14 protein-coding genes and 1 tRNA gene are annotated in these 12,339 nt (G+C 68.0%); 9 read left to right on the top strand and 6 right to left on the bottom strand.

Annotated features, from left to right (window positions below; genetic code table 11):
* Nucleotides 1-72 precede the first annotated feature (72 nt).
* Nucleotides 73-1,299: a hypothetical protein gene (locus M3M54_RS08740; protein ID WP_249018658.1), complete on the bottom strand. Its 1,227-nt coding sequence runs from the start codon at nucleotides 1,297-1,299 to the stop codon at nucleotides 73-75.
* A gap of 21 nt (nucleotides 1,300-1,320) precedes the next feature.
* Here M3M54_RS08740 and M3M54_RS08735 point away from each other — a divergent pair, with 21 nt between their 5' ends.
* Nucleotides 1,321-1,710, top strand: coding sequence for a GntR family transcriptional regulator (locus tag M3M54_RS08735; RefSeq protein WP_249018657.1), 390 nt, complete (start codon nucleotides 1,321-1,323; stop codon nucleotides 1,708-1,710).
* A gap of 58 nt (nucleotides 1,711-1,768) precedes the next feature.
* On the opposite strand, the gene M3M54_RS08730 is transcribed toward M3M54_RS08735, so the two are convergent.
* Nucleotides 1,769-2,725 carry a hypothetical protein gene (locus M3M54_RS08730; protein ID WP_249018656.1) on the bottom strand — a complete coding sequence of 319 codons (957 nt, stop codon included), beginning with the start codon at nucleotides 2,723-2,725 and terminating at the stop codon, nucleotides 1,769-1,771.
* Between the two features lie 104 nt (nucleotides 2,726-2,829).
* Nucleotides 2,830-3,783 carry an agmatinase gene (speB, locus tag M3M54_RS08725; protein WP_249018655.1) on the bottom strand — a complete coding sequence of 318 codons (954 nt, stop codon included), beginning with the start codon at nucleotides 3,781-3,783 and terminating at the stop codon, nucleotides 2,830-2,832.
* 99 nt (nucleotides 3,784-3,882) lie between these two features.
* On the opposite strand from speB, the gene M3M54_RS08720 reads away from it, so the two are divergent.
* The 6 genes from M3M54_RS08720 to M3M54_RS08695 all read left to right on the top strand — a co-directional run bounded on the left by M3M54_RS08720 (nucleotide 3,883) and on the right by M3M54_RS08695 (nucleotide 8,886).
* Nucleotides 3,883-4,272: a nuclear transport factor 2 family protein gene (locus M3M54_RS08720; protein WP_249018654.1), complete on the top strand. Its 390-nt coding sequence runs from the start codon at nucleotides 3,883-3,885 to the stop codon at nucleotides 4,270-4,272.
* Between the two features lie 151 nt (nucleotides 4,273-4,423).
* The gene (locus M3M54_RS08715; protein WP_249018653.1) at nucleotides 4,424-5,893 is read left to right on the top strand and encodes a cytosine permease; all 1,470 of its coding nucleotides are present in this window, start codon (nucleotides 4,424-4,426) and stop codon (nucleotides 5,891-5,893) included.
* Nucleotides 5,894-5,947: 54 nt separating this feature from the next.
* Complete coding sequence (locus M3M54_RS08710) at nucleotides 5,948-6,550, top strand: hypothetical protein (RefSeq protein ID WP_249018652.1); 603 nt, start codon at nucleotides 5,948-5,950, stop codon at nucleotides 6,548-6,550.
* Between the two features lie 79 nt (nucleotides 6,551-6,629).
* The gene (locus M3M54_RS08705; RefSeq protein WP_249018651.1) at nucleotides 6,630-7,211 is read left to right on the top strand and encodes a helix-turn-helix domain-containing protein; all 582 of its coding nucleotides are present in this window, start codon (nucleotides 6,630-6,632) and stop codon (nucleotides 7,209-7,211) included.
* Nucleotides 7,208-8,038: a nitrilase-related carbon-nitrogen hydrolase gene (locus M3M54_RS08700; RefSeq protein ID WP_249018650.1), complete on the top strand. Its 831-nt coding sequence runs from the start codon at nucleotides 7,208-7,210 to the stop codon at nucleotides 8,036-8,038. Before M3M54_RS08705 ends, M3M54_RS08700 begins: the two co-directional genes overlap by 4 nt.
* 59 nt (nucleotides 8,039-8,097) lie before the next feature.
* Nucleotides 8,098-8,886 (top strand): fumarylacetoacetate hydrolase family protein, encoded by a 789-nt coding sequence (locus M3M54_RS08695; protein ID WP_249018649.1) that lies wholly within the window; start codon nucleotides 8,098-8,100, stop codon nucleotides 8,884-8,886.
* Between the two features lie 61 nt (nucleotides 8,887-8,947).
* On the opposite strand, the gene M3M54_RS08690 is transcribed toward M3M54_RS08695, so the two are convergent.
* Genes M3M54_RS08690 through mptA form a run of 3 tightly spaced genes read right to left on the bottom strand, consistent with a single transcriptional unit; the run spans nucleotide 8,948 to nucleotide 10,757 of the window.
* On the bottom strand, nucleotides 8,948-9,094 hold the full coding sequence (locus M3M54_RS08690; RefSeq protein WP_249018648.1) for a hypothetical protein: 147 nt from the start codon (nucleotides 9,092-9,094) through the stop codon (nucleotides 8,948-8,950).
* Nucleotides 9,095-9,124: 30 nt separating this feature from the next.
* On the bottom strand, nucleotides 9,125-9,706 hold the full coding sequence (locus M3M54_RS08685) for an ATP-dependent Clp protease proteolytic subunit (protein ID WP_249018647.1): 582 nt from the start codon (nucleotides 9,704-9,706) through the stop codon (nucleotides 9,125-9,127).
* Between the two features lie 43 nt (nucleotides 9,707-9,749).
* A complete protein-coding gene (gene mptA, locus M3M54_RS08680) occupies nucleotides 9,750-10,757 on the bottom strand; it encodes a GTP cyclohydrolase MptA (protein ID WP_249018646.1) in 1,008 nt (335 codons plus the stop codon).
* 187 nt (nucleotides 10,758-10,944) lie between these two features.
* Here mptA and M3M54_RS08675 point away from each other — a divergent pair, with 187 nt between their 5' ends.
* Together M3M54_RS08675 and M3M54_RS08670 are read left to right on the top strand one after the other, a co-directional pair.
* Nucleotides 10,945-12,108, top strand: a complete 1,164-nt coding sequence (locus M3M54_RS08675) for an RNA polymerase sigma factor RpoD/SigA (RefSeq protein WP_249018645.1) — start codon at nucleotides 10,945-10,947, stop codon at nucleotides 12,106-12,108.
* Between the two features lie 74 nt (nucleotides 12,109-12,182).
* A tRNA-Tyr gene (locus M3M54_RS08670) sits at nucleotides 12,183-12,264 on the top strand.
* Nucleotides 12,265-12,339 lie beyond the last annotated feature (75 nt).

The raw sequence follows: 12,339 nt of genomic DNA, 5'->3' as shown, positions 1-12,339 counted from the left end.
CTCGTACCCGATCGATCGGCGGCCGGTCGATCCTGCGGGCGTCGGCGATGTGATGAAGCAGGCTCGCAGACCTCAGCCCGCGACGACGCGCTGTCGGCGGGACGTCCAGAGCGAACGGACGCGCCCGCCAGGGGCGATCTCGACCAAGGCGCTGACGTCTGAGAAGTAGCCGCTGTCGGTATCGGTGTAGATCGTGCCGCTGGCACCGACCGCAAGCCCGTCGGGACTGAACAGGTTGGGGATGCTGCCTCTCGTTCCCAGCAATCGATCCAGGCTGCGTGGCGGCACGACGGTTTGCATTCCAGTTTTGCTCATCACCTCACCGTTTGGGACGGGCCGCGGCCTGAGCACCCGGAGGAAGAGGCCCAGGTCTCCGAGGGCCGCGTAGACCCTGCCATCGGGGCTCGAGGCAAGCAGCCCCGGTCCGCCGCCGCTGCGGAAACCGTCGCCGAGGTAGAGCACACGGCCGGAGGCGCTGCGCTCGAGGAGCATCGGAAAGCTCGAGACGAACATGTCACCGGCGCGGTCAAAGGCGATCCCGGTTGGGTATCCGTCGACAAGTCTGCTCTCGGGTGCGTAGCCCGGGTGTGTGGGGCCGGCGAAGTATGAGAGCGTGCCAGCGCGCGAGAGCGCGACGATGTCCTGGGCTGCGATGTATAGCTTGCCGCCGGGCCCGAACGCAAGTCCGGTCGGGTCGACGAGGTCGGCGCGCGCCGCCGGGCGCGATCCCGTCAGATAGGGCGCGTGGCCGTGACGCGGAAAGCCGGGGCGGCGCGCGTCGCCGGCGACGGACACGATCCGCCCGTCCGGGAGCACCGCTCGAACGCGGTTGTTGCCGCTGTCGGCGAAGTAGACGGTGCCGTCAGCGCTGACAGCCAACCCCGAGTAGGCGCTCAGGCGAAGCGCAGCGCGTGTTGCGGGTCCGCCGTCGCCTGAGAAACCGTGGCGACCGCTACCCGCAACGACCACGAAGCGACCGTCTGGCAGCATCCGCAGGATCTGGTCGCGCGCCGGGTCGACGACGTACAACACGCCCGTGCTGGACACCGCGAGCGCTGCCGGCTGCTTGAGCGTCACCGCGGCACCGAACGTGGACGGCGGGCTCAGGTGGCTGGTCGCGTGCGCCGTGCTGCCGGTGCCGCCGCGGCCCAAGAGGGCGACGGCGGCTGCGATCAATCCGGCTGCGGCCAGGCACCCGGCGGCGATAGATGCGCGCCGCCGGCGCTCACGACGCCGCGCCTCCCGGAACAGGGCTTCCGTATCCGGGCCGGCGGGAGGCTGCTCCCCAACCAGAGTCATAACGCTAGTAACATTAGTTTTATGCCATCTGTCAAGGCTTCGGCGGCTGCAAGCGAGTCACGGCTCACGCTCGCGGCCGTCGACCGCACCAGGCCAACAGATCTACACGAACAGGTCGCCGCCGAGATTCGCCGCGCGATCGCCGATGGCGAAGCACGCCCGGGAGAGCGGATCCCACAGGCAAAGGACCTTGCCGCCGTGCTCGGCGTCAACACCAACACCGTGCTGCGGGCGCTGCGCGTGCTGCGTGAGGAGGGGCTGCTCGAGGTCGGTCGCGGTCGCGCGATCCGTGTCACCGGGACGCCCGAGCGCACCGCGACGATGGGCAAGCTCAAGGAGGCAGTCGAGCTGGCCCGACGCTTCGGCTACCGGCGCGACGAGCTCATCGCGATGCTCGACGCGCTCCTGTAGCGCGACTGGCGGCGCCGCCTGCCATCAGCACCGAGCGCGATCGGGTCGGCAGCCCGCCTCAGCAGGCAAAGTCGCTGTCAAACGGGCGGCTGAACCACTGCGTGAGCGTGATCTGTCCGCCGGTGAACGGCGTCTGCGAGCAGGCCGCCATGGCGCCGGAGAGGGTCCTGGCGCCGGGCAGCCACTCTGGGATCCCGTAGAGCGACCCGGACAATGAGTTCGTGCCGCCCGTGACCGTGTCCCACTGCGAGGCCGTCGAGTAGGCTCCGACGGTGGCCGCTCCCGCGGCCTTGAGCCCCGCGATCATGCCCTGCAGGTCGGCCACGTTCATCGCGGTGTTTGACTGCCAGGTGTTCGCGGTCTCCACGTCGAGCCACCACGGGTAGCTGCCGGCGGATCCGTTCACCGTAACCTGCGGCTGCTGATCGTTGATGGCGGAGGCTGCCGCCGCGAGCCAGGCTGCGTCCTGGGCGGCCTTGTTGAAGCCGTACTGCCAGGCGCAGGCTGGAGAGTTCTCACCGACCGTGTAGGTGCGGCTGCTGAGCGTCACGCTGGTCGTCAGGCACGATCCGTATTGGTCTGTGGTCAGCGATGATTGGGGCCAGTCGCCGATGAGCGTCCCGTTGTAGACGTTCCCCGGGTCCGCGGTGTTGACATACAGCGACACCTTCGGCTGGCTCACCGTGACGCCGGTCGCGGAGCTGGCGGCCCCGTAGAGCTCGCTCTGCGTGTAGCTCGGATAGGACGATGAGGGCCCGAAGCAGGGGTTGAGGTTGTTGGCCAGGCCGCCGGTCAGGCCCACGATGGCAAAGGCCGGCGCGGAGGGGAGGGTCGAGCCGCACTGCGGGTAGGAGACGTCGTTGCCGGTCGTCGTCGCTGTCCCGCCGCCACCACCGTGGCCGCCCGGCTTGGCGGCGGCCAGCGCCGGGGTGCTCGCAGCGCCGATCAGGGCCGCGAGCAGAACCGCGCGCACGCCGAAACGACAAGCTCGTAGTGTCCGCGTCCACCTGCTCATCTCGTTAGCTCCTCTGGGCCTCCGGTGGCCCGTCCCGACCAAGTGATGTGGGGATCCTAACGCTGTCACGGGTCAAGATGTGACCAGCGTGGCGGTCCGGCGACTCAGCCAGCAGCGTCTGCGCCGAGCGCCATCAGCGAGATCAGATCGTAGGCGACGTGGCTTGCGGCGATGGCCGTCAGCTGGGCGTTGTCGTAGGGGGGCGAAACCTCGACCACATCGGCCCCGACCAGCTGTGTGCCGCGCAGCGCACGCAGCAGCTCGAGTAGCTCGCGACTTGAGAGCCCGCCCGCCTCCGGCGTGCCGGTACCGGGCGCGTGGGCGGGATCGAGCACGTCGATGTCAACCGACACGTACAGCGGCCGGCTGCCGATCCGCTCGCGCAGCCGCTCCGCCACCGCCACGACGCCGAGCCTGTAGACGTCGGCGCTTGAGATGATCCCGAAGCCGAAGCGGCGGTCATCGTCAAGATCCTCGCGGCCGTAGAGCGGCCCGCGGGTGCCGACATGGCAGAGCGCGTCGGTGTCGAGCAGCCCCTCCTCAAACGCGCGCCGGAACGGCGTGCCGTGCGTGTAGGCGGCGCCGAAGTACGTATCCCAGGTGTCCAGGTGCGCGTCGAAGTGCAGCAGCGCGAGCTGACCGTGGCGTTTTGCGAGCGCACGCAGGAAGGGCAGCGCGATCGTGTGGTCACCACCGATCGCCACCAGCCGGATGCCGCGCTCGAGAAAGCCACTCGCCTCGCGCTCGATGGTCGCGATCGCCTCGAGGATGTCGAACGGGTTCACCGCGATGTCGCCGGCGTCGGCGACCTGGGCCAGGGCGAACGGTGCGGCGTCCAGAGCGGGGTTGTATGGGCGCAGCAGCCGCGAGGCCTCGCGGACATGCGCGGGGCCGAACCGGGCACCCGGCCGGTAGGACACACCGGCGTCAAACGGCACGCCGACCACGGCGATATCGGCCCGCTCGAGCTGCTCGAGCCTGGGGAGTAGCGCGAAGGTCGCAAGGCCTGCAAAGCGCGGCGTCTTGGACGTGTCGGCTGGGCCAATCGGTTCGGACATCGGTCTCCCTCCCTGTTACGCTATAGGCTACGAGTATTGCTTATTAGTCATCAACGTGCACGAGCGCGTTGGCGCTGTGCAGCCGAGAGGGGTGTGTGCATGACCGCTCAGGCAGAGCTTGTCATGGACGTGGCGCGCCGCATCGTCGGAGACTTTGGCGCACACAGGCGCGAGGAGTACTTCGCCGGCTTTGACGCCGACGCGACGTTCATCTTTCCGGACCAGCCGCGGGTTCTGCGGTCACGCGCCGAATACGAGGCGGAGTGGGAGCGCTGGGAGCGCGAGCACGGCTTTCACGTGCGCTCGTGCCGTTCGAGCGCAGCTCGGCTGCAGATGTTCGGTACGACGGCCATCTTCACCCACGACGTGGACACCGAGCTCGAGTGGGACGGCGCGCTCGTGTCCACCCACGAGCGCGAGACGATCGTGCTGGTCGAGCGCGCCGGTCGCTGGCTGTGCGTGCATGAGCACCTGTCGGCTCGGACCTGACCAGGCTGCGGGTGCCGTGGCCGCGGCGGCGTGAACTGCCCCGAGGACCGAACTTATTGCGCATGAGACAACGTTCGTGTACTTTTGCGCATCGGAGATGGTTCTGGCACCACGCGGGTGTGGCCGAGTACAAGCGGAGGGAGCAGCGTCGATGAGCGTTGAGGAAGAGATCCCGGTCAGGGTGGCGGAGGTGCCGCCGACCTTTGAGGTTGAGCGCCGGTCGATCGACTGGGTGCCAGAGGAGGAGCGCCACGCCAAGCTCTGGCATCAGGCGCCACTTTGGTTTCTGGGCAACTTCCAGTACTTCACGATCCCGATCGGCTTTGTCGGCCCGGCGATGGGACTCTCGCTGGGCTGGACCGTCCTGGCAGGCGCGCTGGGCATCTTCGTGGGCACCCTTTTCATGGCCTTCCACGCGACCCAGGGGCCGATGCTCGGGCTGCCGCAGATGATCCAGTCACGCGCGCAGTTCGGCTACCGCGGCGTGCTCGTGCCGCTGTTTGCGACGCTCTTCACCTACCTGGCGTTCAACGTCACCGACCAGGTGCTGACGGCCCAGGGATTCCAGACCAGCTTCGGGTTCAACCCCACCGTGGTTGCCGCCCTCTCCGCCGTGGTTGCGGCCGTGATCGCGATCTGGGGTCACGACTGGGTGCACCGCGCCTTCCGGGCGATTCTGCTGCTCGCACTGCCGGTGGTGAGCATTCTCTCGATCGGCGTGCTGCTCGGCGACGCCGGTGGGCACGCGCCGCACCAGCACCTCGGCTTCGTGTTCACCGCGTTCATGGCGCAGTTCTCGATCGCGGCGGCCTACAACATCACCTACGCGCCCTACGTCTCGGACTACTCGCGCTACCTGCCGAAGCTGACCGAGGCCCGCAAGGTGATCGCCTCGGTCTTCCTCGGCGCCGCCGGCTCGCCGGTCTGGCTGATCGCGCTCGGGGCCTGGCTTGCGATACGGCTCGGGGCGACCGACGGTCTGGCCGGCACCAAGGTTGCCGGCAACAACATCTTCGACCCGCTGGGGACCGTGGCCGCGATCCTACTGGCGGCAGGACTGATCGCGACGATGGGCATGAACGCCTACGGCGGCATGCTCAGTCTGCTCACGGCGATCGACTCGTTCAAGCGCATCCGCCCAACCCGTGCGGCGCGCGTCAGCGGCATCCTCGTGCTGACCGTGATCTGGTTTGTGGTGGGCGAGACGATCTCCTCCAACGCGGCGACCACGGTCTCCAACTCGCTGACCTTGATGCTCTACCTGCTCGTGCCGTGGACGGCCACCAACCTGGTCGACTTCTTCTTCGTGCGTCACGGTCACTACGCGATCACGGACCTCTTCAGACCGGACGGCCTGTACCGCACCTGGGCCTGGCGCGGGCTGGTGGCCTACTTCGTCGGCTTCGCCGCCGAGATCCCGTTCATGGTGCTGCCGAGCCTGGCGGGCTTCACCTACACGGGTCCGGTCGCAAAGCAGCTCTCGGACGTTGACATCTCCTGGCTGGTCGGGCTCGCCGTCTCCGGGCTGGTCTACTGGCTGCTGTCGCGCACGATCGATGTCGGTGCCGAGCAGCTCGCGGTGGCAGAGTCCGAGCGCGAGCTCGCGCACGCTTCGACTTGAGCGGGTGATACAAGCGGAGGCGATGGCTTGGCACCCGAGCGATCAGCCTCGCCGATGATCGACCCGCGCTTTGCGATCGCGGGCGCGGTGCTGCCGCTGCTTGGGAACCTTCGCTACGCGCAGGCCACGCTCAGCGGCCGCACCCGCCCAAATCGCGTCAGCTGGGCGCTGTGGGCGCTGCTACCGCTGATCGCCTTCGCCGCTGAGCTGAGCGCGGGCGTGGGGCTTGCGTCGCTGGTGACGCTCTCGCTTGGGCTCGGCCCGCTGCTCGTGCTTGCCGCGTCGGTCGGCAGGCGCGCCGGCTTCGCGGCGCTCGAGCGGTGGGACCTCTGGTGTGCGGCCTGCGCCCTGTTGGCGGTCGTCGTCTGGGCGCTCAGCGGCCGCGGGTACCTTGCGGTGGGCGCCAGCGTGCTCGGCGATGCCTTCGCAGCCCTGCCGACGATCCGCAAGGCCTACCGCGCGCCACAGAGCGAGAGTGCGAGTGCGTTCATCGCAAGCTCGCTCGGATCGCTGCTGACGCTGCTCACGCTACGACGGTGGACGGTCGACAGCGCCGCGTTCCCTGCCTGGGTGGTACTCGGCGGCGGCTTGATCGGCCTGCTGACAGTGAGGGCGAGCCTGCGAAGGCTGATCGGCTCGGCTGCGGGGAGGCTTTGACCCCGCCGAGGTCCGCTAAAGGGACTGCGACACCGATGCTCGTGGACGCGCTTCGGCTACTGTGCGCTCGAGCGCGACGATGGCTGCCTCAAAGCACATCCGTATAGGTGCGCGTCTACGTCACGCGCGCGAGCAGAGCCGCCTTTCGCTTGGGGAGGTCGCTGAGCGCGCCGGGGTGACCAAGAGCTTCCTCTCGCGCGTGGAGCGGGACATCACGAGCCCCTCGATCGCGAGCCTCGAGGCGCTCTGCGGCGCGCTCGGACTGCCGCTGGCGGACCTCTTCCGCGAGCCTGAGACTACGCTTGTACGTCGCTCTGATCGGCCGCGCCTGGCCGAGCTGCCCAAGGACGCGGATGTCGTCGACACGCTCATCACCCCTGCCGACGAGCGCCACGTCACGGTGCTCGAATCGGTCGTGCCGGCCGGCGGCTCCGGCGGCAGCGAGCTCTATGCCCTGCCCAGTGAGTGCGAGGTGTGCTTCGTGCTGCGCGGCGAGGTGGAGGTCAGCTTCGCAGAAGAGAGCTTCACGCTGGGCACAGGCGATGCGCTCACGTTCGGCGCCTCGGTCCCGCACACGTGGCGGGCCCGGGGAGACGAGGGGGCACGCATCCTCTGGATCCTCGCCCCCGGCCTGCCAGATCCTCAGGGAGCCATCCGTTGAGCGTCACGGTCGCCTGCTGCCAGGTCGAGCTCGAGGTCGGGAGTGCAAAGCGCAACCGGCAGGCCTGCCTGGACGCGGTCGCCGCTGCGGCGGCTGACGGCGCCGAGATCATCGTGCTGCCCGAGCTGGCCAACAGCGGCTACGTGTTCGCCGATCCGGGCGAGGCACGTGCGCTCGCCGAGCCGCTCGATGGCCCGATGGTGAGCGCGCTCGAACAGCTGGCCAAGAGCCTCCGGGTGGTGGTCGTTTCAGGGCTGTGCGAGTCAGACCAGCAGGCTGGCGTGCTGCGCAGCAGCGCCATCGTCGTGGACGAGCGCGGCCTGCGCAGCGTGTACCGCAAGGCCCACCTGTGGGGGCGCGAGCCGCAGTTCTTCCGGCCCGGGGACCAGCCGCCGGCGGTTATCGACACCCGCTTTGGCAGGCTCGGGACGATGGTCTGCTACGACCTCGAGTTTCCCGAATGGGTGCACGGTGCGGCGCTGATGGGCGCGCAGCTGCTGTGCGTGCCGACCAACTGGCCGGCTGAGCCATGCCCGCCGGGGGAGCGCTCGATGGAGGTTGTGCGAGCGCAGGCGGCAGCGTCCATCAACCGCGTGTTCATCGCCTGCTGTGACCGTGCAGCGGTGGAGCGGGGGGTGGTCTGGGTCAACGGCACGGTGATCGTCGGGCCGGACGGATACCCGCTCGCCGGGCCGGTCTACGCCGACCGCGCCGTCACGATCACGGCTCAGCTCGAGCTGAGCGCCGCGGACGACAAGTCGCTTGGGCCTCGCAACGACGTCTTTGCCGACCGCCGGCCCGAGCTCTACCGCGACCTGCCGGGCTGAGGCGCAGCGGCGGCCCGTCGGCAGCGACGGCACTCGTCTCGCTCGATTAGCCTGGCGGTATGAAACTCGCGACCTTCACCACCGATTCAAGCCCAGAGCCGCTCGGCGGCGTCGTCGACGGAGAGCGCGTGCGGGCCTTCGCGCGCGGCGCCGACGCGGTCCGTGACGTGTTGGCCGGCACGATCTCCACCGAAGCGGACCTGGGCCAGTACGCGCTGAGCGACGTGCGGTTGCTCGCACCGATCCCCCACCCGGGGACGATCTTCGCGATCGGGCTCAACTACGCGGACCACATCGCGGAGATGGGTCATGCGAGCCCCCAGTGGCCGACGGTGTTCCTCAAGGCCGCCAACTCGGTGACGGCGCCGTCGGGGCCGATCGTCAAGCCGGCGGTGGTCGCCAAGCTCGACTACGAGGGTGAGCTGATGATCGCGATCGGTCAGGGTGGGACGGCCGCCGCATATTGCGTGGCTGACGACGTGACCGGGCGCGACCTGCAGGGGCGCGAGCCGCAATGGGTGCGGGGCAAGGGCGCCGACACGTTCTGCCCGTTCGGGCCGTGGCTGACGACCGCCGACGAGGTTCCGGATCCCGGGAACCTCGCGATCCGAACCTGGGTCAACGGCGAGCTGCGTCAGAATTCAAACACCTCAAACCTGGTGTTCGGGATCGAGGCGCTGCTCGCCTTCATATCCGAGACCTGCACGCTGCGCGCCGGGGATCTCATCCTGACCGGCACCCCGGGTGGGGTCGGGCAGGGTATGAGCCCTGCGCGCTACCTGCAGTCAGGCGACACGGTCAGGATCGAGGTCGAGTCGCTGGGGCAGATCGAGCACAGCGTCAGTTAGCCGTCACACCCGAAGTGAGCGCCAGCCCAGCGGGGCTGGCGCGTCACCAAAGCGCCTTCCCTCAGTCCTCTTCGTCCTCTTCGTCCTCTTCGAACTCGAGGTCGTCGAAGGCCTCGGGGTCGTCAAACTCAGCGTCGCCCTCATCGTCGTCGTCGCCGTAGCCGAGATCGTCGTCGTCTTCGAAGTCGTCTTCGTGGAGGTTGGTCATGGCCCGCAGATTAGTAGATGCGCGCGTGGATCAGTGCTTGTCGAGGACCCGGTCGATCAGGCCGTAGGCGACCGCTTCATCCGCCTTGAAGAAACGGTCGCGCTCCATGTCGGCGTGCACCTTCTCGACGGTCTGGCCGGTGTGCTGCGCATAGATCTCGTCGATGCGACGACGGATGTTCAGGACCTCCCGGGCGTGGATCTCGATGTCGGTCGACTGACCCTCAAATCCGGAGGAGGGCTGATGGATCAGGATGCGGCTGTTGGGCAAAGCAAAGCGCTTGCCCTTGGCGCCGGCCATCAAGAGCAGCGACCCCATGGACATCGCGATTCCGACGCAGATCGTCTGCACCTGGGGCTTGATGAACTGCATCGTGTCGTAGATCGCAAGGCCTGAGTAGATCGACCCACCCGGGCAGTTGATGTAGATCGAGATGTCCTTATCGGGGTCCGATGACTCGAGGTGAAGCAGCTGCGCCACAACCAGGTTGGCGACGATGTCATCGATCGGCGTGCCGAGGAAGATGATTCGCTCGTTCAGGAGGCGGCTGTAGATATCGAACTCGCGCTCGCCTCTGGCGGTGCGCTCGATGACCATGGGTACCAGTGGCATGGGCTTGACGCTAGCGGATGTCGGAGTGGATCGCCTGTGGCGCTCAGGCGGCCTGGTCGAGCCAGGCGCGTCGGCTGGTGTGCGGGCCCGCGTAGGCGCCGCCGTCGAGCTCGGACCTGATCTCGCTGAGCGTGCCAAAGCGCTCGGCGACGACGTTGTGCTGGTGGATCGTCTCGAGGTTCTCCTGACGGGCGCTCACAAACGCGCCGTCGGGTAGCTGCGGCAACTGCTCGACGACCCCGCGGATCATCTCGCGCACGCAGTCTTCGACAAAGCGCGGCCGGCGGTGGGCCTTCTCCACCACGTGCGCCTCGTCGCTGCGCTTCATCAGCTCGTAGATCTCCGAGGACATCGATTGCTCCACGACCTCCAGCAGCAGGCGTGCGTCGAGCTCGATACCGGCGTCCTCGGGCAGGCCGACGTACAGCGTCCCGAGGCCGCGCTGGTTGTGGGTGGCCACCGGCACCGCCTCGAGGATCCGCTCGATCTCCTCCCCGTCGTAGCCGCTCTCACCGAGCCGCGCACGGGCGCTCGATGCGACGAGCTCCTGAGCGCACGGGCAGGCGGTCATACCCTGCGCGGAGACCCCGATCAGTCGACGCGTACCCGCGGCGGTGCTCACGGCACAGCCGTGCAACGTGTAGAGCTCCTGCGTCTCGATACCGGAGACGGGTGCGGGCTTGTGCTCCGGGAAGCGCGCCTCCACGGTCACCTCGGCCCGGCGGGCGCCCTGGCGTTCGCGGACGAGCTGCGCGATGTGCTCAGCGAGCGTCTCGGCATGGAATGGGGTCTCACCTAGTACGACCTGGCCGATCGCCTCGTTGACGACCTCCTCGAAGCGCGACATGTGCGCGCCCTTCTGGTCGGGTCCGAGCTCGACCACGCACTCGAAGCGTGCCCAGAAGAGCTGGCTGCGCCCGCCGAGGTTGAGCCTGATGACCTTCTCTACGCCCGTCACGCCCACGCGCGTGAGGCTCAGCCTCACGGGCGGTAGCTGTGCCTGGACGTCAACTAGCTGGCATTGGGTGTGGGTGCTGGAGACGCTGGTCATGTCCGGTCAAGGGTAGAACAGCGCCTCGGGTGCCGCCGCAGCTCTCTGCTGTTGTGCTGATTGGTACGAAGTGCGCGAAAGTGTGGTATCACTCGGCGGTCCCCAGAGGGGGATCCAAGTCAAACGCGAGCCACCGGCGCGTCGGCGGTTGCAGATGGCTGGTCCGTGGTCCGGAAGGAGTCGGAGAATGAGTGACGAGGCGACCGCATTACTCAGTGACGAGCATTCGCTGGCGGATGTCGAGGGTTTTCGCGACCTGATCGCGGAGGCTCAGGAGCGTGGTTTTCTGACGTTTGAACAGATCGCCGCATGCCTCGAGGATTGCGAAGCGAGCAAGGAGCAGGTGCAGGCGCTGCGCGAGTTCTTGGACGAGCAGGGGATCGCGGTGATGGGCGCCGATGGCAGGGTCGCTCGCTCAGAGCTGCACAGCTTGGAAGCGCGCGCTGCGGACGCCGGCACCACGGGTGCCGAGCGCGATCCGGAAGCGGGACGCACCGCGCGTAACGAGCTTGATCTGACGGTCGAACCGAGCCTGGACTCGCTGCGCCTGTACCTGAGGGCGATAGGCCGGGCGCAGCTGCTCACCGCGCAGCAGGAGGTGGCGCTGGCGCGGCGGATCGAGCGGGGCGACATGGAGGCCAAGCAGCAGATGATCGAAGCCAACCTGCGCCTGGTCGTATCGATCGCCAAGGCCTACCTCGGACGTGGACTGACATTTCTGGACCTGATCCAGGAAGGTTCCATCGGGCTGATTCGGGCGGTCGAGAAGTTCGACTACAGACGCGGGTACAAGTTCTCGACCTATGCCACCTGGTGGATTCGTCAGGCGGTGACGCGGGCGGTCGCGGACAAGGGCCGCACAATTCGTATCCCGGTGCACATGGTGGAGCGGCTCAACAAGGTCACGCACGCGGAACGCGCACTGCTGCAGCGGCTTGGCCGCGAGCCCACAGCCGCTGAGGTTGCGGCTGAGCTGGGCCTCACGGTCCACGACGTTCGCGATGTGCAGCGGATGGCCCAGCAGCCAGTGTCGCTGGAGAAGCCTGTGGGTGATGACGAGGATGCTGCGTTGGGCGATCTCGTCGAGGATCAGACCGCGGAGTCGCCGTTTGAGATCGCAGCCGACCGGCTGCGGTGTGAGAACCTGCACCGGGCGCTGGCTGCGCTTCCCGAGCGCGAGCGGGAGGTGATCGAGATGCGCTTTGGGCTCAGCGGGGACCGGCCCTATACGCTCGAGGAGGTCGGCCGTGCCTTCAACGTCACGCGCGAGCGCATCCGCCAGATCGAGACGCACACGCTCAAGAAGCTCGAGGCGCTGCCTGAGGCGCAGCGTCTGCGCGAGTTGGTCTGATCCGCCCGCCGGCATGAGCGGTTCCGGGCGGGCCTGCGCCTACGCGCAGCGACCGTATAGACTCGACGCTCGCTGGCGGGATTCCCGAGCGGTCAAAGGGGACTGACTGTAAATCAGTTGGCACTGCCTTCGGAGGTTCGAATCCTCCTCCCGCCACTGCGCTTCAGCGGCTCGAGTCGGCTGGGCTGGCCAGTGGCTCGGCGGGCCAGCGGCTGGGCGGGACAGCTCGGC

The sequence above is a fragment of the Conexibacter sp. S30A1 genome (assembly GCF_023330665.1).
Classification (GTDB): domain Bacteria; phylum Actinomycetota; class Thermoleophilia; order Solirubrobacterales; family Solirubrobacteraceae; genus Palsa-465.
The sequence above is the reverse complement of the archived record's forward strand: the minus strand, read 5'-3'. Positions and strand labels throughout refer to the sequence as shown.

What these genes read in the sequence shown, in the direction of transcription:
- M3M54_RS08740 (WP_249018658.1), bottom strand. Translation starts at nt 1,299, where the DNA reads ATGACTCTGGTTGGGGAGCAGCCTCCCGCCGGCCCGGATACGGAAGCC.
- M3M54_RS08735 (WP_249018657.1), top strand. Translation starts at nt 1,321, where the DNA reads ATGCCATCTGTCAAGGCTTCGGCGGCTGCAAGCGAGTCACGGCTCACG.
- M3M54_RS08730 (WP_249018656.1), bottom strand. Translation starts at nt 2,725, where the DNA reads ATGAGCAGGTGGACGCGGACACTACGAGCTTGTCGTTTCGGCGTGCGC.
- speB (WP_249018655.1), bottom strand. Translation starts at nt 3,783, where the DNA reads ATGTCCGAACCGATTGGCCCAGCCGACACGTCCAAGACGCCGCGCTTT.
- M3M54_RS08720 (WP_249018654.1), top strand. Translation starts at nt 3,883, where the DNA reads ATGACCGCTCAGGCAGAGCTTGTCATGGACGTGGCGCGCCGCATCGTC.
- M3M54_RS08715 (WP_249018653.1), top strand. Translation starts at nt 4,424, where the DNA reads ATGAGCGTTGAGGAAGAGATCCCGGTCAGGGTGGCGGAGGTGCCGCCG.
- M3M54_RS08710 (WP_249018652.1), top strand. Translation starts at nt 5,948, where the DNA reads ATGATCGACCCGCGCTTTGCGATCGCGGGCGCGGTGCTGCCGCTGCTT.
- M3M54_RS08705 (WP_249018651.1), top strand. Translation starts at nt 6,630, where the DNA reads ATGGCTGCCTCAAAGCACATCCGTATAGGTGCGCGTCTACGTCACGCG.
- M3M54_RS08695 (WP_249018649.1), top strand. Translation starts at nt 8,098, where the DNA reads ATGAAACTCGCGACCTTCACCACCGATTCAAGCCCAGAGCCGCTCGGC.
- M3M54_RS08690 (WP_249018648.1), bottom strand. Translation starts at nt 9,094, where the DNA reads ATGACCAACCTCCACGAAGACGACTTCGAAGACGACGACGATCTCGGC.
- M3M54_RS08685 (WP_249018647.1), bottom strand. Translation starts at nt 9,706, where the DNA reads ATGCCACTGGTACCCATGGTCATCGAGCGCACCGCCAGAGGCGAGCGC.
- mptA (WP_249018646.1), bottom strand. Translation starts at nt 10,757, where the DNA reads ATGACCAGCGTCTCCAGCACCCACACCCAATGCCAGCTAGTTGACGTC.
- M3M54_RS08675 (WP_249018645.1), top strand. Translation starts at nt 10,945, where the DNA reads ATGAGTGACGAGGCGACCGCATTACTCAGTGACGAGCATTCGCTGGCG.